Source organism: Anaerotignum sp. MB30-C6 (assembly GCF_030908465.1).
Classification (GTDB): Bacteria; Bacillota; Clostridia; order Lachnospirales; family Anaerotignaceae; genus Chakrabartyella.
Window position 1 is genome coordinate 312817 of record NZ_CP133078.1, and the last position, 25189, is coordinate 338005.

Annotated in this window: 28 protein-coding genes and 1 tRNA gene; 23 read left to right on the top strand and 6 right to left on the bottom strand. The window is 39.7% G+C overall.

The annotated features are described in order from the left end of the window. The 4 genes from fliI to RBQ60_RS01510 all read left to right on the top strand — a co-directional run bounded on the left by fliI (nt 1) and on the right by RBQ60_RS01510 (nt 2562). Complete coding sequence (gene fliI, locus RBQ60_RS01495; protein ID WP_307884839.1) at nt 1-1302, top strand: flagellar protein export ATPase FliI; 1302 nt, start codon at nt 1-3, stop codon at nt 1300-1302. Nucleotides 1303-1332: 30 nt separating this feature from the next. After that, complete coding sequence (gene fliJ / locus RBQ60_RS01500) at nt 1333-1764, top strand: flagellar export protein FliJ (protein ID WP_307884840.1); 432 nt, start codon at nt 1333-1335, stop codon at nt 1762-1764. A gap of 82 nt (nt 1765-1846) precedes the next feature. Continuing rightward, nucleotides 1847-2101 (top strand): DUF3781 domain-containing protein, encoded by a 255-nt coding sequence (locus RBQ60_RS01505; protein ID WP_442871373.1) that lies wholly within the window; start codon nt 1847-1849, stop codon nt 2099-2101. Continuing rightward, nucleotides 2098-2562 (top strand): GyrI-like domain-containing protein, encoded by a 465-nt coding sequence (locus tag RBQ60_RS01510; RefSeq protein ID WP_307884841.1) that lies wholly within the window; start codon nt 2098-2100, stop codon nt 2560-2562. Before RBQ60_RS01505 ends, RBQ60_RS01510 begins: the two co-directional genes overlap by 4 nt. Nucleotides 2563-2679: 117 nt before the next feature. Here the strand turns inward: RBQ60_RS01510 and RBQ60_RS01515 are convergent. Both RBQ60_RS01515 and RBQ60_RS01520 read right to left on the bottom strand, forming a co-directional pair. After that, a tRNA-Met gene (locus tag RBQ60_RS01515) sits at nt 2680-2753 on the bottom strand. Between the two features lie 79 nt (nt 2754-2832). Further along, nucleotides 2833-3546, bottom strand: a complete 714-nt coding sequence (locus RBQ60_RS01520; RefSeq protein ID WP_307884842.1) for a M48 family metallopeptidase — start codon at nt 3544-3546, stop codon at nt 2833-2835. A 424-nt stretch (nt 3547-3970) separates the two neighbouring features. Between RBQ60_RS01520 and RBQ60_RS01525 the strand changes: the two genes are divergently transcribed. From RBQ60_RS01525 to RBQ60_RS01540, 4 genes are all read left to right on the top strand, one after another. After that, nucleotides 3971-4978: a TAXI family TRAP transporter solute-binding subunit gene (locus RBQ60_RS01525; protein ID WP_307884843.1), complete on the top strand. Its 1008-nt coding sequence runs from the start codon at nt 3971-3973 to the stop codon at nt 4976-4978. 117 nt (nt 4979-5095) lie between these two features. Beyond that, complete coding sequence (locus RBQ60_RS01530; RefSeq protein ID WP_307884844.1) at nt 5096-5485, top strand: DUF1850 domain-containing protein; 390 nt, start codon at nt 5096-5098, stop codon at nt 5483-5485. Nucleotides 5486-5666: 181 nt separating this feature from the next. Continuing rightward, nucleotides 5667-7622 carry a TRAP transporter permease gene (locus tag RBQ60_RS01535; RefSeq protein WP_307884845.1) on the top strand — a complete coding sequence of 652 codons (1956 nt, stop codon included), beginning with the start codon at nt 5667-5669 and terminating at the stop codon, nt 7620-7622. Nucleotides 7623-7972: 350 nt separating this feature from the next. Then, nucleotides 7973-8440, top strand: a complete 468-nt coding sequence (locus RBQ60_RS01540; RefSeq protein ID WP_307884846.1) for a TspO/MBR family protein — start codon at nt 7973-7975, stop codon at nt 8438-8440. 231 nt (nt 8441-8671) lie between these two features. Here RBQ60_RS01540 and RBQ60_RS01545 read toward each other — a convergent pair whose 3' ends face one another. Beyond that, on the bottom strand, nt 8672-9127 hold the full coding sequence (locus RBQ60_RS01545; RefSeq protein ID WP_307884847.1) for a hypothetical protein: 456 nt from the start codon (nt 9125-9127) through the stop codon (nt 8672-8674). Between the two features lie 201 nt (nt 9128-9328). Between RBQ60_RS01545 and cls the strand changes: the two genes are divergently transcribed. Next, a complete protein-coding gene (gene cls, locus RBQ60_RS01550; RefSeq protein ID WP_307884848.1) occupies nt 9329-10801 on the top strand; it encodes a cardiolipin synthase in 1473 nt (490 codons plus the stop codon). 63 nt (nt 10802-10864) lie between these two features. Continuing rightward, on the top strand, nt 10865-11689 hold the full coding sequence (locus RBQ60_RS01555) for an acyl-[acyl-carrier-protein] thioesterase (protein ID WP_307884849.1): 825 nt from the start codon (nt 10865-10867) through the stop codon (nt 11687-11689). Nucleotides 11690-12698: 1009 nt separating this feature from the next. Here RBQ60_RS01555 and RBQ60_RS01560 read toward each other — a convergent pair. Continuing rightward, nucleotides 12699-13109, bottom strand: coding sequence for an HIT family protein (locus RBQ60_RS01560; protein ID WP_307884850.1), 411 nt, complete (start codon nt 13107-13109; stop codon nt 12699-12701). Nucleotides 13110-13173: 64 nt separating this feature from the next. Continuing rightward, entirely contained in the window at nt 13174-13686 is a 513-nt protein-coding gene (locus RBQ60_RS01565; RefSeq protein ID WP_307884851.1) for a hypothetical protein, read from the bottom strand. Between the two features lie 148 nt (nt 13687-13834). Here RBQ60_RS01565 and RBQ60_RS01570 point away from each other — a divergent pair, with 148 nt between their 5' ends. The 11 genes from RBQ60_RS01570 (at nt 13835) to RBQ60_RS01620 (ending at nt 23393) form a co-directional block, all read left to right on the top strand. Further along, complete coding sequence (locus RBQ60_RS01570) at nt 13835-14899, top strand: undecaprenyldiphospho-muramoylpentapeptide beta-N-acetylglucosaminyltransferase (RefSeq protein WP_307884852.1); 1065 nt, start codon at nt 13835-13837, stop codon at nt 14897-14899. Nucleotides 14900-14998: 99 nt separating this feature from the next. Then, nucleotides 14999-15829 carry a peptidylprolyl isomerase gene (locus RBQ60_RS01575; RefSeq protein ID WP_307884853.1) on the top strand — a complete coding sequence of 277 codons (831 nt, stop codon included), beginning with the start codon at nt 14999-15001 and terminating at the stop codon, nt 15827-15829. 27 nt (nt 15830-15856) lie between these two features. Beyond that, nucleotides 15857-16297 (top strand): hypothetical protein, encoded by a 441-nt coding sequence (locus RBQ60_RS01580; RefSeq protein WP_307884854.1) that lies wholly within the window; start codon nt 15857-15859, stop codon nt 16295-16297. 398 nt (nt 16298-16695) lie between these two features. Continuing rightward, on the top strand, nt 16696-17121 hold the full coding sequence (locus tag RBQ60_RS01585; RefSeq protein WP_307884855.1) for a hypothetical protein: 426 nt from the start codon (nt 16696-16698) through the stop codon (nt 17119-17121). Nucleotides 17122-17552: 431 nt separating this feature from the next. Beyond that, complete coding sequence (locus tag RBQ60_RS01590) at nt 17553-18053, top strand: SEC-C metal-binding domain-containing protein (RefSeq protein ID WP_307884856.1); 501 nt, start codon at nt 17553-17555, stop codon at nt 18051-18053. 3 nt (nt 18054-18056) lie between these two features. Next, nucleotides 18057-19112 (top strand): L-threonylcarbamoyladenylate synthase, encoded by a 1056-nt coding sequence (locus RBQ60_RS01595; protein WP_307884857.1) that lies wholly within the window; start codon nt 18057-18059, stop codon nt 19110-19112. A gap of 34 nt (nt 19113-19146) precedes the next feature. Further along, nucleotides 19147-19575: a ribose 5-phosphate isomerase B gene (gene rpiB, locus RBQ60_RS01600; RefSeq protein WP_307884858.1), complete on the top strand. Its 429-nt coding sequence runs from the start codon at nt 19147-19149 to the stop codon at nt 19573-19575. 18 nt (nt 19576-19593) lie between these two features. Next, nucleotides 19594-20220, top strand: coding sequence for a uracil phosphoribosyltransferase (gene upp, locus RBQ60_RS01605; RefSeq protein WP_307885961.1), 627 nt, complete (start codon nt 19594-19596; stop codon nt 20218-20220). 87 nt (nt 20221-20307) lie between these two features. Further along, nucleotides 20308-21345, top strand: a complete 1038-nt coding sequence (locus tag RBQ60_RS01610) for a glycosyltransferase family 4 protein (protein WP_307884859.1) — start codon at nt 20308-20310, stop codon at nt 21343-21345. 110 nt (nt 21346-21455) lie between these two features. Further along, nucleotides 21456-22382, top strand: a complete 927-nt coding sequence (locus RBQ60_RS01615) for a DnaD domain protein (protein ID WP_307884860.1) — start codon at nt 21456-21458, stop codon at nt 22380-22382. 15 nt (nt 22383-22397) lie between these two features. Further along, nucleotides 22398-23393: an ATP-binding protein gene (locus RBQ60_RS01620; protein ID WP_307884861.1), complete on the top strand. Its 996-nt coding sequence runs from the start codon at nt 22398-22400 to the stop codon at nt 23391-23393. A 96-nt stretch (nt 23394-23489) separates the two neighbouring features. On the opposite strand, the gene RBQ60_RS01625 is transcribed toward RBQ60_RS01620, so the two are convergent. Next, nucleotides 23490-23675, bottom strand: a complete 186-nt coding sequence (locus tag RBQ60_RS01625; RefSeq protein WP_307884862.1) for a DUF6440 family protein — start codon at nt 23673-23675, stop codon at nt 23490-23492. A gap of 490 nt (nt 23676-24165) precedes the next feature. Here RBQ60_RS01625 and tmk point away from each other — a divergent pair, with 490 nt between their 5' ends. Then, complete coding sequence (tmk, locus tag RBQ60_RS01630) at nt 24166-24792, top strand: dTMP kinase (RefSeq protein ID WP_307884863.1); 627 nt, start codon at nt 24166-24168, stop codon at nt 24790-24792. Nucleotides 24793-24812: 20 nt separating this feature from the next. Next, nucleotides 24813-25139 (top strand): cyclic-di-AMP receptor, encoded by a 327-nt coding sequence (locus RBQ60_RS01635; RefSeq protein ID WP_307884864.1) that lies wholly within the window; start codon nt 24813-24815, stop codon nt 25137-25139. The last annotated feature ends 50 nt before the right edge of the window (nt 25140-25189 follow it).

Genomic DNA, 25189 nt, shown 5'->3' on the forward strand with positions numbered 1-25189 from the left:
TTGTTTAACGAATTGGTAGACGTTATTAAACGTGCAAACACCATCAGCCATATAGGTAAGATTGAGAACATTGTTGGTATGGCAATCGAGGCGTCTGGCAGGAAAGCCAGTATAGGTGAAATCAGCATGATTTATAACGAAAGCGAGAAGAAACAAATTATGGCGGAAACCGTTGGCTTTCGGGACGACCGAATTCTTTTAATGCCCTATGAGAGTATCAAAGGGGTTTCTGCGGGTACTTTTGTTAAGAATACAAATGAATGCTTAAAAATAGCAGTGGGTGATTTTTTACAGGGAAGAATCATTGATGCTATGGGAAGACCGATGGATGGTTTAGGGGAACTAAAGACCGATCAATATTTCCCCGTAGATAGCGTTGCCACAAACCCCCTCACCAGACCGCCTATTGAGGAAAAGATGGAGTTCGGTGTGAAAGCCATCGATGGCTTGCTTACCATTGGTAAGGGCCAAAGAATGGGGATTTTTGCCGGAAGTGGTGTGGGCAAGAGTACCCTCCTTGGTATGCTTGCCAAAAATGTAAAAACGGATATAAACGTGATTGCATTGGTGGGGGAAAGAGGTCGAGAAGTTCGTGAGTTTATTGAACGGGATTTGGGTGAAGAGGGCCTAAAGCGCTCTGTTTTGGTTGTTGCCACCTCAGATCAGTCTGCTATGCTTCGTATGAAATGCCCTTTGGTTGCCACTGCCATTGCAGAATATTTTAAAAACCAAGGGAAGGATGTATTGCTGATGATGGACTCCTTAACCAGATTTGCAATGGCTCAGCGAGAAATTGGTTTAGCCATTGGTGAGCCACCCATTGCCAGAGGGTATACACCCTCTATTTATGCAGAAATGCCAAAGCTTCTGGAGCGTACGGGTAATTTTAAGGAGGGTTCCATTACGGGGATATATACAGTGCTGGTTGAAGGGGATGATACCAATGACCCCATTGCAGATACGGTAAGAGGTATTATAGACGGGCATATTGTTTTATCAAGAAAGCTAGCGAATGGTAACCATTTTCCTGCAATTGACGTAAACGCCAGCATTTCCAGACTTATGAACGCTATTGCAGAGCCAGAACATTTAGAGTTAGCTTCAAAACTAAGAGATATACTTAGCATTTATGAAAAGAATAGTGACTTGATTTCCATTGGTGCATATAAACATGGGACAAATCCTAAGTTGGACTTTGCCATTTCTAAAATAGACAAAATTAATGCATTTTTGAAACAGGGTGTTGACGATAAAATATCTTTTGAGGAGACACTAAATCAGATGGAGGAAATCTTAAAATAACTAGGAATATCTAATAATGTGGGTGATTAAATGAAAAAGTTTAGTTTTCAGCTGGAATCTGTTATGAATTTTAAAAATCAGCGGCTAGAAAACAAGAAAGCTGAACATGCAAGAACCATTGCCATGGTAAACGCACAAAATGAAAAGATTGACTGTCTTATTGAAAAGTTCAAATGCGTAAACTGTGAGTTTAATGAAAAAAAGATGTCAGGAATCGCAATCATTGAAGCAATGGAGTATTCGGGCTTTCTTTATAAGCTTGAGGTGGAAATCCAGCAAGAAAAGGTGCACCTTGAGGAATTAAAAATTAAAGAAGAAGAAAAAAGAGCAGAAGTGGTAGAAGTGAAGATTGAAACTTCAACTTTGGAAAAATTAAAAGAAAAAAAGCTTGAGGCATATCATAAAGAAGTACAAAAAAGCGAAGAACTATACATAGAAGAGTTTGTATCTCGCAGCCTTTAAAAAGATAAGTCATGTATGAGTTGAACTTGTACGTGACTTTTTATTTTAAGAAATAGGACTTTTGGTATAACGGGAGGTTTCAATGAAGGATATGGATTATGATTTAATTGCAAATTTAGATAAGTTGCATACCACTGAACTGGGTGTAGTCCGAATAAAGAAAAATCTTGCTTTGAATACAGATGATGTAGTCGGTTGGTGTAAGGCTACAATATCATCTGACAATGCTGATATTACAAGAAAGGGGAAAAACTGGTATGTTCATGCTGATGGATGTGTCATAACAGTAAATGCATTCAGCTATACAATCATAACAGCCCATAGGGAAAAGAGATGAGCCATTCTATTCAAGAACGAGATGCTTTTACATTGATAGGGCGTTCAGTGCAACTGACAAATTCCAAAAAAGAAAATGTTCGGATATGCTCACAATTTTGGCGAAGTTTTAATTCAGATTTAAAAAAATCGTGTTTGTCTATGTGTGAGAACTGGGTTAAATATGCTTTGATGGAGCGTAAGAATGGAAAGCTCTTCTACTTCTGTGCTATACCAACACCAATGGCTATACCAGAGCAATTTGTATCGAAAGAGATTCCTTTTTGCAAATATTGCGTAGTGGAACACATAGGGCCTATGAATCGAATCTATGACACTTATACTGAAATTTATAAGCAGATTCTACCCGACAACGGATATGTTCCTTTTCACGATGAAGTTCTCCATTTTGAAAAATATGATGATCGTTTTCATTGGAATCGGCGTGATTCAATTATTACTATTTGGGTTCCCATTAAGTAATGTACATAGAATTTGAGAGTTGTGGGCGAAGGGTAATAAAAAAATTAGGATAATGGAGGAGTTAGGTTTTATTGAAAATAGGGCAAAACAAAAACCCCCTAAAAATAGGGGGTTAGATTGCGGAGGCCAGATTTGAACTGACGACCTTCGGGTTATGAGCCCGACGAGCTACCGGACTGCTCCACTCCGCGGCAATATTGATTACATAATGTTATGTTTATCATTATATGCCCTTTTGAAGGGTTTGTCAAGGAAACATTGTCGCAAATTTCACGTGCCATCCTTAAATTTCGCTTCTAGCTTACTTTTTCTATCCTGCCAGTCAGGCATTAACTGACTTAAAAGAGCATAAAACTCCTTCCCGTGGTTCTTATGGAGAAAATGTAATAGCTCATGGAGAACAACCTGTTCGATGCAATCTTTGGAAGCTTTTATTAATTGAAGGTTTAAGCGAATGGTATTGCCTCCAGTGGTACAGCTTCCCCAAAGGGTTTTCATATTTCGTATTTGAATGGTTGGGCGGCTGATTCCGTAGGGCTCTACCATGGGATAGACATGATCCATGACTTCCTCAAATACCATGGAGGATTGCTTTTTTAACCAGAGGAGATACTCAGCGTGTAAAGCATTTTCTGCGGAATTTTGGGAAGACATAATTACTTTATCTCCTTGTATTACTATCATAGAAGGCCCTTTTGAAAGTACCAATTGATAAGGTTTCCCTAGATAATAGAGGGTTTTTCCATCAAAAAAACCCGTTGGTGGTAAATTTTTGCGTAATTTTTCAATCTCTGCAAGGTGGGTGATAATCCAAAGGGACTTTGACTGAACAAATTCTTCTATTACAGAAAGAGGTACTTTTTTGGATGCAGAGACAACAACGTTTCCATGCTTATTGACACGGAGATTAATATATTTCACATTTTTACGAATCAGTTCAAATTCTAATTTTATGCCTTCATATTGAATTGTGTGTGTAGACATAGGAATTCTCCTTTGCAGTAAACAAAACAGCTTTCTTTCTATTATATTTTACACATTTCAAATAGGATTGTCCAGACTTGGAATTTTATTCAAATTATGCACAGATTATTAATATATTCACAAATTAAATTCAAAAGAATTAGAATTATTCAAAAAATGAATGATTTATTTCGTAGGAATAAACTGAGAGAACTTTTGCTTTTTAGCAATTTATTCATTACAACACATGAATTAATCAGTATTTTGCATGGTAAAACAGTGTTTATTGGAAAAAACATGAGAAAAACTAATTAAATACAGAGATTAGGCTATAAAACTGTGAATTTAAGATTGAATTATACATCGAAATATGGTAAAATGAGTCCTGAATATAAATGTAATTATTTGCATAAAGCAATCAAGGAAAAAATAAGGAGATGAGCAAATGAAAAAGAAACTGGTAACATTAACAGCTTTAGCTGTAACTGCGATGATGGCGTTTACAGGTTGTGGTGGTGGAAGTAGCAGCAATGAGGATGCTGATAATGGTGCGGACAGTGCTTCTGGCGCTGTAGAACAATTGACACTGGGCACAGGTGGCACAACCGGAACATACTACGCAGTTGGTGGTACAATGTCCACAGTATTAAACAATGCAATGGAAAATGTTAATCTTAAGGTTGTTTCCACAGGTGCTTCCAAGGCAAATATTTTGGATATTGACGACAAGGTTTCTGATATTGCAATCGTTCAGAATGACGTAATGTATTATGCATTTAATGGAACAGACCTTTTTGAAGCAGATGGCTCCTTCGATACATTCTCTGCTATTGCCGGTGTTTATGATGAAACTTGCCAGATTATTGCATCAACCGACATTAAGAGCATTGAAGACTTAAAGGGAAAAAGAATAAACGTGGGTGACGCAGGTAGTGGTGTTGAATTTAATGCAACACAAATTTTGGCTGCCTACGGCATTGACATCAACTCAGACATCACGAAAGTAAACGGTAGCTTTGGTGATGCGGCGGACTCCATCAAAGATGGTAAGATTGATGCGGCATTTATCACAGCAGGTGCGCCTACAACAGCGGTAGTTGACTTGGCGATCTCCAAAGACATCAACTTGTTAACTATTGATGATGAGCATGCAGAAGCTTTGATGAGTGAATATCCTTTCTACACAAAGACAATTATTCCGGGTGGAACATACTCTGCCGTTGCGGATGACGTACAGACATTGAGTGTACGTGCAACCTTAATTACTGCCAATGACGTGACAGAAGATGCTATTTATGAACTAACGAAGGCACTCTTTGAAAACAAAGATGCGTTGGCAAATAGTAACGCTAAGTTTGAAGAGTTAGACCCCAATGCAGCTACTCAGGGTATTTCCGTTCCTTTCCACCCAGGCGCTGAGAAATACTTTAAAGAGATTGGCGTTCTTAGTTAATTGTTGGATAACAGCAGACTAAGCATCAAACAGATTGTTGGCATAGTGGTTGCAATAATAGCAGTTATTATTGCAACTACTATTTTTCATATGAACCATACAGGAGATTGCCTGAAATTGTGGAACGGGAGAACAGGCGATATTCTTGCAAGTTACCCCATGGAAGAAGGCGAGGAATTTTCTGTGCAATTCATGCACTCTGTCAATCAATCTCCGGTGGAAGATCGCTATCGGATTGAGAATGGGGAAATTGTTGTATACGAAACCGTATACTATAACTTTGGGGCAGGGGTGCAAACGGAATTGGAAGATGGGCAGACATTAACCTACGGAGAAGATGGCTCTATGATTATTTCTGGGTTCAACAAGCCCATTGCCGAGCTTTCCTATAATGTTAGCCCTGTATATGACCATATTTTAAGGGTAAATGGAGAGGAAATTAGTCTGCGTCAGCTTTGCGGCGAGGATAGATTCGTCTCCTTCAGCTATGAAAAGGGGAAGAAGTAGAAAAAGGAAAGATGCAGTCAGAGACTTTCTGAAATCTTAAGTTTTCGTTTTTTACCCATAGTTTCTTTCCGAAGAAGGAAGGGATCATTGTTTTTTGTTCTTTAAAAGACAGTTGAGAACGTTTGAAACTGGTTTGAGAAAGACTCTGATGAGAGATTGATGAAAAGGAGGAGGAAGCAAGGTGTTTAAAAAGAAAGAAAAATCGTCTTTGGAAAACACAGCAGTTTTGCACGCAGCTGAAAGCGGTGCTGATTTGGCAGCTGTTATGAAAAAGTATGATAGAGAAGCAAACGTACGTCACTTTGAGGGGATTCCAAAGGTAATTGTACGCTCCATGTTAATCGGGTTTGCTTTATTTATGGTGTACATGAACTTATTCGCCAACTGGGGTGAGCAGGTTAGACGTTGTTTATTCTTGGGTATGGTAATTTTACTGGTGTTCACCGTGTATCCCAGAAGAAAGGGTGTGGAGCAAAGGGTAAACCATATCCCTTTGTACGACTGGATTTTGGGGATTGCAGGTTCTGGAAGCTTTTTTTACTATGTTGTGAATTTCAACGAAATTATCCAAAAGGCAACCAGAATTGGGCAAGTTGAAGTGATCGTGGGTATTATTGGTATTTTGGTGTTAACGGAGGCTTGCCGCCGTGTAACAGGTATTCCAATTATTGTTGTGGCAACATTATTCGTAATCTACGCATTCTCCACGGGACTGCCTCTGAGACGAATTATTTACAACTTGTTTTATACCACCACTGGTGTCATTGGTGTGCCTATCGGTGTTTGTTCTACGTTTATTGTTTTGTTTATTATTTTTGGTTCCTTTTTGGAGGCTACGGGCATATCAAACTTCTTTATACAATGTGCAAACTCAATTGCTGGTGCCAGCTCTGGTGGTCCTGCAAAGGTTGCGGTTATTTCCAGTGCATTGTGTGGTATGGTTTCCGGTAGTTCCGTTGGAAACACGGTTACCACAGGTAGTGTTACCATTCCGATGATGAAAAAGACAGGTTATCCTGGAGAGTTTGCTGGTGCCGTTGAGGCTGCTGCTTCCACTGGTGGCCAGATTATGCCCCCGATTATGGGTGCGGCGGCGTTCTTGATGGCCGAGATGTGTGGCGTGGAGTATGCAAGCATTATTCAAAAGGCTATTTTACCTGCATTCCTATACTTCTCAGGTATTTTCTTGATGGTACACTTTAAAGCGAAAAAACTAAAGTTAATGGGTATCCCGAAAGAAGAATTGCCTAAATTTAGCCACTTGTTTAAAAATATATATTTACTCCTTCCTTTGGTTGTGTTGGTGTATATGATTATTGATGGCTACACAATGTCTCGTTCTGCAATTTTTGCCACTTTGGTTGCTATCGCAGTTAGTATGTTTAATAAAGAAAACCGCATGACCGTAGATGGTTTCTTCACAGCCTTGGAAAGCGGGGGTAAAGGAACTCTTTCTGTGGCAGCTGCTTGTGGTATGGCGGGTATCATCGCTGGTGTTGTAAGTATGACGGGATTAGGCCAGATTTTTATATCCGGTATTGTTTCCATAGCGGGCAATAACTTAATGATTGCATTAATATTGACAATGATTTGTTGTATCATTTTGGGTATGGGTGTGCCTACAACGGCGAACTATATCATTATGGCAACAACATGTGCCCCAATTTTGATTACAGGCATGAACATGAACGTCATTGCTGCGAATATGTTCGTATTCTACTTTGGTATTGTTGCGGATATTACCCCACCTGTTGCATTGGCGGCATATGCTGGCTCTGCAATTGCAGGAGCAAACCCCATGAAAACAGCTTTTAACGCAACAGTGTTGGCCATCGCCGCATTTATTATACCTTATGTGTTTGCATACAATGAGGCGCTATTGTTCATCAATACAACACCAATTCAGGTAATTCAGGTGGTAATTACTTCTTTTATCGGTATGTTTGCCATTTCTGGTGGTATGATGGGCTATATGTTTAGAGATTTAAACCCTTTTAGTCGTTTTATTTGTATAGCTTGCGGATTGATGTCAATTCATCCTAGTTTGGCTACAGATATTATGGGTGTTTCTATCATTGGTTTTATTGTAGCCTCTCAGTTGGTTGTAAATCGTAGAGAGTTAAAGACAGCAGTATAAATTTTGATTTTTCTTTTGGCGGGTAGCATAGGCTACTCGCCATTTTTTTACAAGCAATTATTCATAACTTAGGGGTACGATTAATAGATGGTTTGTACGGATTTTTAAATATTTAGGAAGCTGGGATGATATGCAAACGAGTATTTATGCAAAGTAGGAAACAAGATAAGCAGTGACCCACACTTTGTGGGTGTATTTTTCCCATTGATCAAGGAGTTTGATCAAGGAGTTTTTATAGGAGGGGAGGCGTAGAGGTTTTAACCGAGAAACAGTTTTTTAGAATGGTTTGTATGGAAATGAAATATAAATAGACTAAGAGACGTTCTTTTGTGTTAAAAGGGGGAAGGTTTATGTGCAACAAAAAAGTATCTGGTTTATTTTTTATTTTATTATCATTAGGTGTAGGTGGTTTATCTGGATTTTTGAATATGGGGGCTATGAGTCAGTATCAAACTTTAAATCAACCGCCACTAGCCCCTCCAGCATGGGTATTCCCTGTGGTATGGACAATTCTTTATATCCTTATGGGAATTGGCGCCGCAATTGTTTATTGTTCAGATAGCCCCAAGCGAAAAGAAGCACTGAAGACATTTTTTATCCAGCTTGTGTTTAACTTCTGTTGGAGCTTCTTCTTCTTTACATTAGAGTGGAGATTTTTTGCTTTTGTTTGGTTAATTGTCTTATTACTTTTGGTTTTGGCAATGGTAAAGGACTTTAACGAAGTTTCTACGGTGGCTGCAAGGCTGCAAATACCTTATGTCATATGGCTTTGCTTTGCGGCGTACTTGAATTTTGGTACTTGGTGGCTGAATCGTTAATCGTGATGTTTAGGGTTTTACATAGAAATTCTATAAGATTAGAATGAGGAGAAAAAGAATTTCCCCTAAATGATGGCCTTGTGTTAAAGATTTTAACCGATACAAATTGGGCTTGAAAAGTCTATTTTGTATCGGTTTTTTTGGTATAGAGGATATTTTATGATTCGTACACGTGGGTAAATGAAAAAAAACCTCCTTTGCTTTAGCAAAAGAGGTCTCATGTTTGAATTATTATTTGTTAGATAATTTTCTGTTTAAGCTAGCGGACATTTTTTCTGTCATTGTCTTTTTCTTTTTATCTTCCAAATTCATGCCAGTAACGCCGATAATATACATCCCAGCTAAGTCAACTTTGATGCTTTTTTTCACGGGAAGCACATTGTAAACGGGTTTATCACAAATAAGCGTAGTAATCTGAGGACCGATTTTAGCACGAACCAAGTTGGCTTTACGCATTTTTGTAGTTTTCGGCATTTGCTCGTATACGGCCTTTGGCAAATTAGAAGGAGAAGGCTTTTCTTGCCTTTTATCAATGATAAAAATTTGTACCGTTGTACGGTTATTTTCAATAAAGTCCTGGGCTTGTATCATCTTACGCGTACTTTTTTTGTTAATATAATAAAGGACAGCAAGGACGACGGATAATACCACAAGAATAATAATCAATACATCTGAAAAGTTGTTCACTAATAGTTCCTCCTTAATTTACGCAAAGCAGAGGTTTGCGTATTTCCATTTCATACTTATTCTATTCTAACATCGTTTTTGTTTTTAGGGAAGTAGGAAAAATGAAAATTTCACTTTTTTTAACCTAGACATAACTTGCATAGTTTTGGAAGAATATAGTATACTACAAGAAACTTGGTGCAAAAAAGGAGAGAGTCTTTCATGAGTACACAGGTACTTACAGCAATGGCTTATTTGGCGGCGATTATTTTGATTATCAACGTGCTTTTAGCCGGCTTGATGGTTTTTTTTGAGCGTAGAAATCCCGCCAGTACATGGGCGTGGCTCTTGGTTTTGTTTTTCATACCTATTTTTGGTTTCTTAATATATTTGGTTTTTGGGAAAAATGGGAAGCAAGAAAAAATGTTTCGACAAAAGGAGGAGTATGACCAAAAGGTATACTTCAAATACTTATTTCATGATCGGCATTCCGTTGAAAAAATACAACGCCAAAAGGCATTGATTGAAAGTCGAGGAAGGCTGGTTGAAGCGGAGTATTTAACAGATTTGGCCTATCTCCACTTAAATTCTGGAAACTGGATGACGTTTAACAACAAAGTAACCCTACTTAGTAGAGGGAAGGATAAGTTTGAAGCTCTGGTGCGAGATATCCGTAAGGCAAAAAAATTTATTCATCTTGAATATTATATTTGGCGGGGAGACAAGCTTGGGGGACGTTTATTAGAAGAGCTGGTAAAGAAGGCGAAAGAAGGGGTGGAAGTACGTCTTTTATACGATGGCATGGGGAACTCGTCTTTGCCGAAAAAATACTTTCATAAGTTACATGAAGCAGGCGGCTTCACAGCGGCCTTTTTGCCACCTTTTTTTGTGAGAATAAATTACAGAAACCATAGAAAGCTGTGTGTTATTGACGGAGAGGTTGGATACATTGGTGGATTTAATGTGGGTGATGAATACTTAGGTATCGTAAAACGATATGGCCCATGGAGAGACACCCATCTTCGTTTTGAAGGGGATGCCATAGACCAGATGCAAATTCGTTTTATTATGGATTGGAACTTTACCGCCAAAAGTGGAGCCGTTCCCCTTGAAGAAAAGTATTTCCCTGAAAGGGATCAGTGGGACGGGGTGGAAACCCAAATTGTATCTAGTGGACCTGATACCCAGTGGAAAAATATCCGCAATGGTTACTTTAAGATGATGAATGAGGCGGAGGACCATATTTATCTTACCACACCTTACTTTGTTCCCGACGATGGTATTTTGGAGGCATTGCGGGTTGCTGCTCTATCAGGGATTGATGTTCGCATTATTATTCCTGGCAACCCTGACCATGTTTTTGTATATTGGGCAAGTATGTCCTATTTGGGGGAGCTTTTGGAGGCTGGAGTGCGTTGTTATCAATATGAAAAAGGATTTATCCATGCCAAAACATTATGTATCGATGGTTTGGTTGCATCCGTTGGTACGGCCAATATGGATGTACGAAGCTTTGATTTGAACTTCGAGGTAAACGCATTTATGTTTGATGCTGGGTTAACCCAATCCTTGGAGGCAGACTTTTTAAGGGATTTGGAAAGCTGTGTTGAAATTACTAAGGATTGGTATTATAGAAGAAAATGGTGGTTTAAAGTGAAGGAAGCTGTGGCAAGGCTAATTTCGCCTATGCTGTAACGGACTGATGTGGTCTCCTGACCCTAAGGGCAGGGGACTGCCTCATATTTTTTAAGGAGCTTTATGGTTTCAAGGCCGTCCGTTATGGGTATTTTCAAAATACGCATAGCTTTAACAGAAACGGAGGAAGTGGAAGTGGAACAAGTAGGATATGTGGAAAGTCAAAAAATATCCTATTTTCAAGTAGATGGAAATAGGATTATGACTCCAGCTGCATTGTTTTCTGATTTACAAGAAGTAGCCATTAATCACTCGGATTTTTTGGGATATACCGTGGATTTTTTGACGGAAAGAAAACTTGGATGGGTCATAATTAATTGTCACTTACAAGTGATCAGGATGCCAAAGCTGGGGGAAAGAATAACCATCCAAACATGGTGTGAAAAGTGCCGTAAAATGCAGGCAATCCGATGCTTTTATGTGTTAGATGAAAATGAAGAGATTATCATGAAGGCAATCTCCCGTTGGATTTTTATGGACTTGGAAAATCGTAAGCCAACAAATATCCCAGAAGAGATGGTTTTGAAGTATCGATCGGAGCGAGAATCATCCATTCCTGGGGAAAAATTTTTGATGCCCAAAGAGAGTAAGGATGAAGTTGCTATCACCCGTTCCCTGCTCATTACAAGAAGGGATACGGATACCAACGGTCACGCAAATAATGTAAAGTATTTGGAGTGGGCTATGGATGATGTACCTGATGAGATCTATGATGACATGAAACTGAAAGATGTTCAGGTTGTTTACCGCAAAGAGTGTGTGCGGGGAGATGAGGTTATAATGAAAACCTATATCCGAGACGACAAAGACCATGGCAAGGAAGTAATAACTTTTATTACAGATAAGGAACAAGCGGTATTGGCACAGGTGGTAACTCTTTGGCGGTAAAGGCCAATAGAAGTTGAGAAGGTGCATAAAATATCCAGATTAGAATAGGCTGAGGGTCACTAAAGTGGCCGATAGCGACCAAAATATCACAACAAATAAAAAGGAACAGGCCTAAAAGGTACAGCCCGAAATAGGGCTTCGCCTTTTTTTGTTTCCATAGAAAATAAGCGATGATTCCATGGATGAAAAATAGGAGGGCATAGACCACACCCAACACAGGAAGGGGGAATATTAGAAAAAATAAGAGGAAGAAAAAGAGGAAATAGGGTGGTTTTTTGTGAAGAAGAAAGAAGATATAAAAAAGTTGTACAAGGCAGAAAAAATAAACCCCAATTTTCAGATAGGGGGTAAAGAGTAAAAAGCCATCACTAATAATGGTACAAAAAGCAGCCATCCCAACACCATAGCGAAGGGCGGGCAGCAGGCAAAGACAAATCACAAGAAATCTTATGATATCAATATGGGGGCATTGGGCACAAAAAGTCATAAATATATAGAGAAATATAAAAATAATCAGCACACAGTAATCTATTTTGTTCATAAAGGAACACCTCTTTTTTAGACTGCCCCAAAAGCGAAAGGACATTCTCAAAAGAAAATGTAGGAAAAGGTTTTCGGTTTTAGAAATGAGTTAATGTTTCTTTTACCTCCTGTGACTGCGGTTATAGGAGGCGTGGACGAAAAACCTCCAAAGTTATACTTCCCTTAACGTATATAAAAACTGAAAAATATGAATGATAAAGTTTGGAGTTTTCATTAGAAGATGCTGTACTTATATTAACTGTAAATATGGCAAATGACGGGTATATGTTCAATGTCGGTTAAAAAAACAGCGATAATCACAATTTACTGTAATTATCGCTTCTGGGAAATTCATTATTCACGAAAGACAAGTTATGAAAGACGGAATAGATAAAAGGTAACCGACTAAGAAAAGTTTCTTAAAGTCCAACTTTTTCATACACCTTATCAAAAAGACCCATGGATTTGGGTGAAAATTATATTAGACCTAAATGGACATTTCTAATTTTTTACGCATATCTTCGATTTGGGCATCGCACAAATCCATTGGCTTATAGGCAATGGTAATGCCATCGTTTTCATAACGGGGAATGAGATGCAAATGAAAATGGAATACCGTTTGACCGGCAACTGTACCATTATTCTGCATCACATTTAAATGCTCAAGGCCTAAAATGGTTTTCATTTCCCTTGCAATTTTTGTTGCAAGAACGAATAGGCGGCCGGCCTGCTCAGGATTAATTTCAAAAATATTTGCAGAGTGCTCCTTTGGCAATATTAAAACATGGCCTTCGTTTGCGGGGAATCTGTCCAAAATAACTTTAAATTCCTCATTTTCGTATATGGTTGCAGACGGAATATCCCCGTTTATTATTTTACAAAAAATGCAGTCGTTCATGGCAGTCCTTCCTTTCGAATTCGTTTCTTTTCAGTATATCATGAAAGGACGGCCTTGCCCAGTATTAACCTGCAAAATATTTGGCAAACAAATAGCCAAGGGCGTTACTGTGGCTCATTTTATCTGAGGAAATTTCATAAAAGATATCCCTTAATTCTTGTGTAGGCATTGTTAAGTACAATGTGCGGTAAAAATCGCCGTTGTCAATTTCAAGAAGTAAAGTGTCCTCCAATAACTCCTGCCCAGAAGTTTCGGGGGCATTGCCTTTTGGTGTAGAACTATCTGCTTCGTCTGTGATAAGGAAATAGGCTTCTTTTAACTGATTGATATGTTTTAACTCATCTAAATACATGGCTTTTAACACATTTACCGATGGTGCCATTTCAGGATCCGCCATTAGGGTTGCATAGCGTTCTGCTAAATCGGCAGACTCTTGTTGAGATAGGGATAAAATCTCTAGGAGACGTCTATCTTCTGCCAGAGTTGCCATTTGTGCACCTTGGTTTTCCTCCTTTGCTTTTTCTTTAATTTCTAGTGTAGTGTTATAAAGTTGTGTGTTTTTGTTATATGGATACATGGTCAGGCTCCTTTTTCTTTTTTGTATCATCTTATGCGAAAAAGTTTGTTTTCTTGCCTGAAACGGCATAAAATAAATGTGGATACGGAAATGATTTTCTGCTAAGCTATAATAAGAGAAAATTTTATTGGAAAAAGGTGGGGAAACCATGAAAAAAATCGTTTTAACGGGCGGTGGAACGGCGGGACACGTCACTCCAAATTTGGCGTTGTTGCCGTTTTTAAAAGAAGATGGATGGGAGGTTGTTTATATTGGTTCTGAAAAAGGAATTGAGCGAAGCTTAGTTGAGGCGGAAGGCATCCCCTATTACAGTATCCCTACGGGAAAATTACGCCGTTACCTTTCAAAGGAAAACATCAGCGATATGTTACGTGTTGTTAAGGGCGTTACCGAGGCAAAAAAACTGATGAAAAAACTTAAGCCAGACTTGGTATTTTCCAAAGGTGGATTTGTTGCCGTTCCTGTGGTTTTAGGGGCAAAGGCAAACAAAATCCCTGTCATTATCCATGAGTCTGACCTGACCCCCGGCTTAGCTAATAAAATTGCAATGCCTTGGGCAAAAACTATTTGCACAACATTTCCGGAAACCTTAGGACATATTTCAAAGAAGAAAGGTGTTCATACAGGTTCCCCAATTCGTAAGGAATTGTTTGAGGGGAGTAAGGAAAGAGGTCTTGAAAAGTGTGGGTTTGATGGGGCAAAGCCCGTTTTATTAATGATGGGTGGGTCTTTAGGGGCGGTAAAGCTCAACCAGTGTTTAAGGACAGAACTGCCAAAGTTATTGGAAAAGTTTGATGTCATTCATCTTTGTGGGAAGGGCAATTTGGCAAAAGACTTATTACATCAAAAGGGATATAAGCAGTTTGAGTATGTTTCCGCTGGTTTGGCAGATTTATTTGCAGCTACGGACTTAATTGTTTCCCGAGCAGGAAGTAACTCTATTTGCGAATTTCTAGCATTGAAAAAGCCTCATTTACTGATTCCTCTTTCGAAAAGTGCCAGCAGGGGAGACCAGATTTTAAACGCTGCCTCTTTTGCAAAGCAAGGGTTTGCTAGAGTTTTGCCCGAGGAAGAAATGTCTCCCCTTTCTTTTTATGAAAATATCATCACTCTCTATGAAAATCAAGGAAAGTATATAGACAAAATGGAAAAAAGCGGGTTGGCTGATGGTACCAAAGGGGTTTTGGCCCAAATTCGCAAGTTTAATAAATAATTAAGAAAAATAAAATTGACACGTGTCAAGAAACGATATAAAATTCTAAAATGTGATTCAAGGTAATCACTAGAATGGTGAAAATAAGGAGGATACGGCATGAAAAAACATGTTGCTCTCGTTTTGGCAGCAGCGTTGATGCTTTTTACAGCAGGCTGTTCCAAAAGTGAACCAAATGCAAGCGGTGAACAGAATGGAAATAGTGAATCAAACGTAAGTAGTGAAACAGATGGAGATAACTTGGTAGACACCAATATAATTTTACAGGCACAGATGCCCAAGGAAGGCGATGAAATCGCTGTGATTACCACATCTGAAGGGGTAATCAAGCTGCAATTCTACCCTGAAGAAGCACCCAAGGCAGTAGAAAACTTTAAAGCATTGGCTAAGTCCGATTACTATAAAGATGTGATTTTTCATCGTGTGATTCAAGGTTTTATGATTCAAGGGGGCGACCCTACGGGTACGGGTACCGGTGGAGAAAGCAGCTTTGGGGAAGATTTTGAGGATGAAATTTCCCCTAACCTTCACTTCTATCGGGGTGCGCTGGCCATGGCAAACAAGGGTCCTAATACCAACGGTAGCCAGTTCTTTATCGTTCAGAATGAAAAGGTGGCTGAACAAGGGGTTCAGGCAATTCGTGAGACAAGAGATGGCAGTGAGGAAGTAGGAATTACATTAGGAGAAGATTTTTATACCCTAGATAAAATATTCCCCGATTCTGTTCTTGACTATTATACGGAACACGGCGGCAGCATTGAGCTTGAATATATTTTCGGCAACCCTTATACTATATTTGGCCAGGTGTTTGAAGGTATGGATGTAGTAGACAAAATTGCTGCAGTAGAGGTGGACGGTAAAAATCACAAGCCTTTAAATGACGTGGTAATAGAAAAAGTGGAAATTGTAAACTATGAGTCACAAAGTTAATGGGTTTACAGCAAGGAGAAGAAGAGAATGAAAAAGAAGTTGTGGCTTGGGGTCGTGTTAGTATGTATGGCTTTCGGGGTGAGCGCCTGTGGTGATGATAAAGAACCCACTGTTGCGGCGGAAAGCGTTACTGTTGATTTTGTAAACCAAACCGGGGAAGATGTTGGGATTTTGAGAATTCGTCCTGCTGAGGAGTACGATTGGTCAGAAAACCTACTGGAAGAAGAAGTTTGGAAGCAAAATTATGAAATGCCTGTATCTTTAAGCGGTGTTTTACCAGAAGCAGAAGAAGGCTGGCAGGTTCAGATGAAGTTTTTAGATGGATCAGAGGAGACATGGCAAGGTGTTGACATTCAAAACAATGCCACTGCTGTATTTTCTTTTGAAAATGGATTGCCCAATGTAGAAATTCAAGATGGCGGTGAGGAAAACGGCCAGACTGTAGAAATGGGCAACGTAACAGAATAAGTTTAAGTTCAAAGGGACTGCAGAGAAGGAGAACACCAGCTTGCAGCCCCTTTCTTTTTGGAGAACGCCAGCTTTGCTTTTGCCAGAAGGGACTGGCGGAGGGAAACAACAGGAAAAGGCTTTCTTTAAATTGTTTAGAATTAAAAATACTAAGAATGATTTGCAAAAAACGTTTGGGCTGGGGGAGTGGCTAACACCAAACAGGCAGATATAAAAGGGAATACTCGGCAAGAAAAAAATTACAATGGTTGTGAGGGAGCTTTTCTCAAGGAGGCTTGAAACTGGAATAAAAAATTTAAGAAAGTCTTAAACAAATTCTTGGCGTTTTCTAAGGTTTTTCTGATAGAATGAAACAAGAAAAGGGGAAATACTCTAGAATAAAAAGGAGGAGTTCCATAATGAATGCAGAGAGAAAAGAAAAGGTTTTGGTACTTGTTACAGCACAGAAAAATTCGTTACGATTAATAGACTATGGGTTTTCATTGTCATTGGCAGACGATGCTGAGTTACATATTTTGCATGTGCAAAAAGGAAATAGTGTTTTTGAGGGGAAAGATTCTTTAAAACGGTTACAAGAGCTGGTAGATTATGGTGGCAGGATGGGGGCTTGTATCCATGTTCAATGTGACCTCAATGTGGCACAGTGCGTGAGCAGATTTGTAAAAAAGGAGGGGATAACCCGTGTTGTTTTGGGTGAGGCACCCCAAGAGAAACAAGAGAAAGTCCTCGGTGAGTGGGATCGAATTATCCAGGTGATTCCAGAAGAAATTAAAATCAATGTGGTGGCGAAAGAAAAAGCCGAACGTGAACGTTTGATTGTATAAAATAGAGGAGTCGATTTTATCGGCTCCTTTGCCTTGTAATAAACTATTTTCGGTTTAATTGGGATTTAAAAAAGTGCGAAGACGTAAACAAAGTTTGAAAAGTTTAAAATTTTATGGAAATGAATACAAATAACTTCCTCTGCCATTGCGTAAAAAGTCTTTTAGGCCTGGATTGGCGGATTTTCGTAGAGTGGGTAGAACCCTTCCCAATTTTGCGGTTTATGCAGGGAATTTTCATTTTTTGTTGCAATCGAGGAAAAATTATATTATCATTTCAAAGAGTGGAGAAATCTGCAATAAAGTAAATGCCTTTATAAGAGTGGGATATATCCCTTTAAGTATCAAAAGGGGACAAATGACCAAAGTAGTTAATTAAGTGATCTTATGGAAGGTTTTGCAATAAGTTTTTGAAAATAAAGGAGCGATAAGTAATGAGTTTATATGAAAGCTGGATGGAAAAGGCTTTTTCTCAAGAAGGTAGAAGTGTGGATACAATCTGGGATGATTATTTACCCAAGGAACAAAGAATCTATGAATATATCATTGGTGAAAAAGTAAAATCCGTAGATGGTACAGTGGCTGAATTGGCAGCACGTTTTAATATGACAGCGGAAGAAATCGTTGCTTTTGTTGATGGTATCAACGAAGCATTGCCTGAAAAGCATGATATGGAAAGTTTGACAGAAGCGTCTCAGATTTCTCTAAAAATTGATTTTGAAAAGTTATATAAAAAAATGGTTGAATATAAAGCGGAGCATCTGTATTCCTTACCTCAGTGGGAAGGTGTGTTTGACGCCGACACTCGCAAGAGAATGATGTTAGAACAGAAAAATTCTCGTACAGTCATTAAAGGTGAAAAGATCGGACGCAACGATCCTTGTCCTTGCGGTAGCGGCAAGAAATATAAAAAATGCTGTGGAGTAAACGCATAAAAAATGGAAACAAAGCTTATTAAAATCAGCCCTGAAAACCCAGAGCCACAGCTTGTTGAAGAAGCGGCTCGTATTTTAAAGGATGGCGGCCTTGTGGCATTTCCTACAGAAACCGTATATGGATTGGGTGGGAACGGGCTGGATAGTGAAGCTTGTAAAAATATTTATATTGCCAAGGGGCGTCCTTCGGACAACCCCTTAATTTTGCATATTTCCCAAATCAGTGAGTTGCGTCCCATTGTGCGGGAAATACCGCTGGCGGCACAAATGCTGATGGACGCATTTTGGCCAGGGCCACTTACGATGATTTTTCCAAAGTCCCATATTGTCCCTTTAACTACAACAGGAGGCTTGGATACGGTGGCGGTCCGCTTTCCTTCACATCCAGTGGCTATGGCAATTATTCGTGCTTCGGGCTTGCCCATTGCAGGGCCTAGTGCCAACTCTTCCGGCAAACCAAGCCCAACTAGGGCATCTCACGTAGAATTTGACCTGTCCGGTAAAATTGATATGATTGTTGATGGCGGAGCGGCAGAGTGGGGTTTGGAATCCACCATTGTTGACGTAACTGGTGAAGTCCCAGTGATTTTGCGCCCAGGGGCGATTACCAAAGAAATGATGGAGGCTGTGGTTGGTGAAGTTTTCATTGATCCTGCAATTTTAACTAAGCCCTCACAGGACTTAAGGCCCAAAGCCCCTGGTATGAAATATACCCATTATTCTCCTAAGGCCAAGGTAACCTTGGTAAGGGGAAGTAGGGAGGCAGTAATTTCTAAGGTGAATCAGATGTGCCATACGGATGGGGTAGAGGGGAAGAGAACCGGTGTTTTGGCAACAGAGGAAACCAAAGGACGTTATCAGGCGGATGTAGTATTATCTTTAGGAAAAAGAGATAAACTTGAGGAAATTGGAGCAAACTTATTTAAGCACTTGCGTAAGTTTGACTTTCTTGGGATAGACACAGTTTATTCCGAGGTGTTTCCTGAGGAAGGCGAAGGCTTGGCGATTATGAACCGCTTAAATAAAGCGGCGGGTTATCGCCAATTTGATGCAGAATAGGCAAAGCAAAAAAACAAAATAAGGAGAGACCATTATGTTAGCTTTAGGTTGTGATCACGGCGGGTTTCCGTTGATGGTAGAGGTCATTAAATATTTAGAAGAACAAAAAATTCCATACAAGAACTTTGGAGCTTTTTCCGAAGAATCCGTGGATTATCCTGAGTTTGGCAAGTTGGTTGCTCATGCCGTTGCCGATGGCGAATGTGAAAAAGGGATTTTGATTTGTGGAACAGGTATTGGTATTTCTATCACTGCCAACAAAGTAAAGGGAATTCGTGCGGCTCTTTGTGGGGATGTTTTCTCTGCAAAAGCAACAAGAGAACATAATGATGCCAACATTCTTGCTTTGGGTGCCCGTGTAACCGGTGCAGGCTTAGCTTTGGAGATTGTTAAGGCATTTTTGGAGACACCATTCTCCAACGATGAACGTCATTTAAGAAGAATTAACCAAATTGAAGACTGATAGAAAGAAGGAACGATGATGAGCAAACTGTTCGTATCTGAACATCCTATGATTCAGAGCAAAATGGCCATGTTAAGAAACAAAGATACAGGATCAAAGGAATTTCGTGAAATTATTGGTGAGGTAGCAATGCTTTTGTGTTACGAAGCAACCAGAGACTTGCCTTTGACAGAAATTGAAGTGGAAACACCTGTGGCAATGGCACAGTGTCGTACAATCGATACAAAATTGGCAATTGTACCTATTTTAAGAGCTGGCATTGGTATGACCGACGGCCTTTTGAACCTGATGCCCAATGCAAAAATTGGACATATCGGTTTATATCGTGATCCCGAAACACTAAACCCTGTTGAATATTACTGCAAACTTCCTTCTGATGTGGAAGAAAGAACCGTGTTCTTAACAGACCCTATGTTGGCAACAGGTGGCACAGCGGAAGCGGCCATTGGCTTTTTGAAAGAAAGAGGCGTGAAGAATATTATCATGCTTTGTATTCTTGCAGCGCCTGAAGGTGTAAAGAGAATTAAAGAAACCCATCCTGATGTTGATATTTATGCAGCAGCCTATGATGGTATATTAAACGACCACGGCTATATTGTTCCCGGCTTGGGCGATGCAGGCGACAGAATTTTCGGAACAAAATAAAATATTGTAAAATAAGATAAGGGGGATTGTAAAATCCCCATTTTCCTGTATAGGGAGTTTCTCCCCAACGTTAGGAGAGGATTTTGGATGCAGCATAATTGGTTATTATATATAGCGGCTTTCGCTAGTGCCTTTGCGATTACGCTAGTTACAACTCCCCTTGCAAAATGGATCTCTATAAAGTGCGGAGCAATCGATTATCCAAAGGACAGAGGTGTCCATAAAAAGCCCATGCCTAGAATGGGTGGGGTGGCTATTGTATTGGGTTTTACCATTACGGTTTTAATGGTATTTTATTTTGATAGAAGCATGAGTACAAAACAATTTGTAGGCTTTCTTACAGGGGCATTGCTGATTGCGGCTTTAGGCGTACTGGATGATATGATGAACCTGCCTGCCAAGCTGAAATTTTGTGTGCAAATTGTGGCAGCTTTCATTGTGATTTTTTCAGGCACCCAAATACAAGTGGTTCTTTGGCCCGTAACAGCAGCGTTGCAAAAGTTTAGTATTCCCATTACCCTAATTTGGATTGTGGGTGTAACCAATGCCGTAAACTTAATTGATGGCTTAGACGGCTTGGCGGCGGGGGTTTCGTCCATCGCTGCCTTAAGCTTGATGGTACTATGTATCATGACGGGTAGTAATACTGCGGTGGTGTTAACGGCTGCCCTTGCAGGTGCCTGTCTTGGCTTTTTGCCCAGAAACTTTAACCCTGCGGAAATATTTATGGGTGATACTGGTTCAACCTTCCTTGGATTCGTCTTGGCGGTTACCAGTATTCTAGGTGTATTTAAAGGGTATGCCTTGTTGGCGGTTAGCGTAAGCGTTTTATGTTTGGGCTTACCTGTGTTTGATACAATTTTTGCCATGCTTCGTCGAATGGCAAAGCATCAACCCATCATGCAGCCCGATCGAGGACACTTGCACCATCGCCTCATTGACAGAGGGTTCACCCAAAGGCAGGCCGTGTTAATTTTATACGCCTTTAGCCTTTGCTTAGGGTCCTTGGCAATTTTTATTTCATTTAAAGATTCCAGAATTATTGTGGTTGTATTGCTTACAGTAATTTTGCTAAGCTTTATAATTTATTATTTTAACGTTCATGTGAAACACAAAAGTAAGTAAAATAAAAAGACTGTCCAAAGACGTTTTTCGTCGGCGGCAGTCTTTTCTTAACCGATGGGTCATGGTATACTTAAAGTTACGAAACTGTTAGGACAGAAAGGGGGATACATATGGCGAGAGAGATTTCCATATCAAGTGAATTTATCGAAAAAGAACTGCCATTAGCACCACCGTTGTATGTTTCTATCTATCTGATGACGAAAGCTTTGGAGGATGCCGATGCTGCCAAGGTTGCAGTTAAGCTGAACATACTGGAAAGCGATGTAATTCGTGCATGGCAATATTGGCAGGAAAGAGAACAGGCAAAGCCTGTGGTAAGCAGGCAGCCTCAGGTGTTTTTAGAACAGCGGCCGGAGTACGGTACGGCAGAATTATCCGAATACATGAAACATCAGGATATGAAAGAGCTGTTGCAAACAGCCCAGCGGAAATTAGGAAAGCCATTGACACAGCAAGATATCAGTATGATTTTTGGCTTTTATGATTGGCTTGGATTTCCTCTGGATCTGATTGAGGTGCTACTTTCTTACTGTGTTTCCGATGGGTTTAAAGGAATGAGATACGTTGAGAAGGTGGCCATGGCTTGGGCGGAGGAAGGCATCAACACCGTTGATAAGGCGGCTCAATACATAGAAATGAGAAAAACAGGGTTCCATACCATTATGCGTGCTTTTGGGCAGAGCGGAAGAATGCCTGTGGATGGGGAAGAAGCCTATATGAAAAAATGGCTGAAAGAGTATGCATTGCCCCTAGAAGTAATTAAAATGGCCTGCGAAAGAACCGTAATGCAGACAGGTAAAGTAAGTTTTGCCTACGCCGATAGCATTCTTAAAAAATGGAAAAGCGCTGGGGTGAAAACCACAGAGGATATAGAAACGTTGGATCGTGCTTTTGCTGCTAAGAAAGCGGTAAAAAGTAGCGAAGGGAAGGCTACTGTGGCCCCACCCAAGCAAAATCGCTTTATTAATTACACCCAAAGACAGTGGGATTTTGAAAAATTGGAAAAACTACAAAGAGAAGAAAGAGACAAATGGTAAAAGGAGGCGGGTGCATTGGCAACAAGAACACAGATATTTCGTGAAATATTACGAGAATATGATGGCATACGCACGCAAAAGGCCGCAGAGTTGCGAGATAGAAAGGCTGAGCTTTACGAAAGATTGCCTCGTTTGGAGGAGATTGAACGGGAGTTAGCACTTTTAGGCACGAAGACTGCCCGCATGGTTTTACAAGGGAATATGAACCCCGAGGAGATTGTAGAGCAACTGAAAAGCCAACAGAAAATTCTTGAACAGGAGCGTTTGGAAATTTTAGCCACCAATCATCTGACTACCAAACTGTTTGAAATGGAATATGCTTGTCCCAAATGCAAAGACACAGGATACATTGGAACGGAACAATGCCTTTGTTTGAAACGACGCCTGATGGATAAGCTTTATGACCAGTCCAATGTGCGGGATATTATCAAGGTGGAGAACTTCGATAATTTTGATTTTTCTTTGTATAACACAACAGCTTCTAAAGAAGAGGGGCTTTCGCCAAAAGCAAATGCGGAAAAGCTATACCGCAGGGCTTTGGCTTTTGTGGAGGAGTTTGGAAACGGTGCAAACCTACTGATTTATGGGGGAACAGGTTTGGGAAAAACCTTTCTTTGCAATTGTATAGCCAAAGATCTGTTAGAAAAAGGGCACACCGTTTTATACCTTACAGCAGGCCAGTTATTTAGAAAGCTTGAGGAACAAAAATTCCATCGGGATGATGACGAAGAAGAAGCCAAGGAATGGGATCAGGAATTGCTAGAGGCAGAACTTTTGATTATTGATGACTTGGGGACAGAGTTTGCCACAATTTTTACGGCGTCGGAGCTTTTCCGCATTATTAATGATAGAAAGTTAGCGAAAAAGGCCGTTGTGATTTCTACAAATTTAGGGCCTACGGAGTTAATGAATCTTTATTCCGACCGTGTAACATCAAGATTTTTCGGAGAATTTGAACAGATGAAGTTTTTTGGGGACGATATTCGTATTGTAAAAAAATTTCAGAGATAGAATGATATGAAAGGAGCGTTTTTCTGATAGAAACGTTCCTTTTTATTTTGGTGAATAAAAGAAAAGTGAACCAACATTTGTCCACTTACCTTTAAATTATTTATCAACAACTACTTTCCCGTTGGAATCTAATAATGGTGTAACACCATTTTGCCCTGACCCTACTGTCATTAAATAATTAACGCCGGTATGAGTATCCACAACAATATATAGCGCACCAAAACCTAAGGATTGCTCTTCTTTAATGATAAAACGTTTCTCTTTTTTATCTTTACCAAACATATGAAATACCACCTTCCGAATTTGTGTGTTCTTAAGTTAGGGCTAGTTCAACAGTTTATCATTTTATTATACATAATTTAGTGTTAAAGTTCGATAATAATTTGAGAGTACAGATGAAAAGAAGATATTTTTTAAGCTTTTATCTGAAAGCTTCATTTTAGTGTAGAATAATGAAAAGGGTTTTTCTGTTGATTATGAATACAAAAAAATTAGGCAACAATAGGGATTTGTGATATAATAATAACATAAAAAGTGTTCGACTTTTTGTATTTGTTGAAGATAGGTTTCTTTTAGAGAAATAAGGTTTTATGTGTTAGCAAACACAGCACAATAGAAGTAGTAGTGTAAATATAAAATGCTATTTTGGCTAAATAAACAGACTAGAAAGCCTAATATCCCTTAGGGGAAAGGGGGTTGCCTTTGTTTTTGCGTGGAGAAAAACCACAAGGAATTCAATAGTCTGGAATAAACATAGTTTTTGAGGTGACAAATGAGGGGATTTTTTATTTCGGTGGAAGGCAGTGATGGCAGCGGCAAGTCCACGCAGATTAAAAAAATAGAGGAATATTTGAAAAGTAGAAATCAGGAAATTCTCTTGACCAGGGAGCCAGGTGGCACATTGATTTCTGAGAAAATAAGGGAATTATTGTTAGACCCTACGAATAAAGAAATGACGGCTAAGACGGAAATGCTGTTATATGCTGGGGCTAGAACCCAACATTTGGAGGAATTTATACTTCCTAATTTGCAACAGGGGAGAAGTATTTTGTCTGACCGTTTTACCGACTCCAGTATTGCTTATCAGGGGTTTGGCCGCGGGTTAGGGGATATGGTGGCGGAGGTAAACTATATTGCCACGGGGGGGATTTCTCCCGACATTACCTTCTTTTTGGATCTTTCACCAGAGGCGGGAATCGCCAGAAAAAAAGCAGAGGTTGACCATACCATGGATCGGTTGGAATTGGAAAAGCAGGAATTTCACCAACGGGTGTATGATGGATACAAAGCTTTGTGCAATTTACACGAACAGCGAATCTGCCGCATTGATGCAAGCCAGAGTGTAGATGCTGTTTTTGCTGAAATTAAGGAAAGTTTGGATAGGTTGTTTGGTTTCTAAATTAGACGGGAGGGGTATCTATGAAGCTCATTATTGCCATTATTCAAGACGAAGACGCAGGAGAAGTTATTTCCAATCTGAACAAAGCAGATTTTCAGGTGACAAGGCTGGCGACGAAGGGCGGCTTTTTGCGAGCAGGCAATACGACTCTCTTAACTGGTGTGGAAGATGGAAAAGTGGAAGAAGTCATGGGAATTATTGAAGAAAACAGTAAAGCCCGTACACAATATGCAACGCTACCTTCATCTTGTGGCGCCATGCACGGGTTTATATTAGCACCCATTGAGGTAAATATCGGTGGTGCTACGGTGTTTGTTGTAGATGTAGAGCAGTTTAGAAAGTTTTAAATGGGAAATAAATAGATTGTCTTTCATAAACTGTAGGTATATCATTTAAA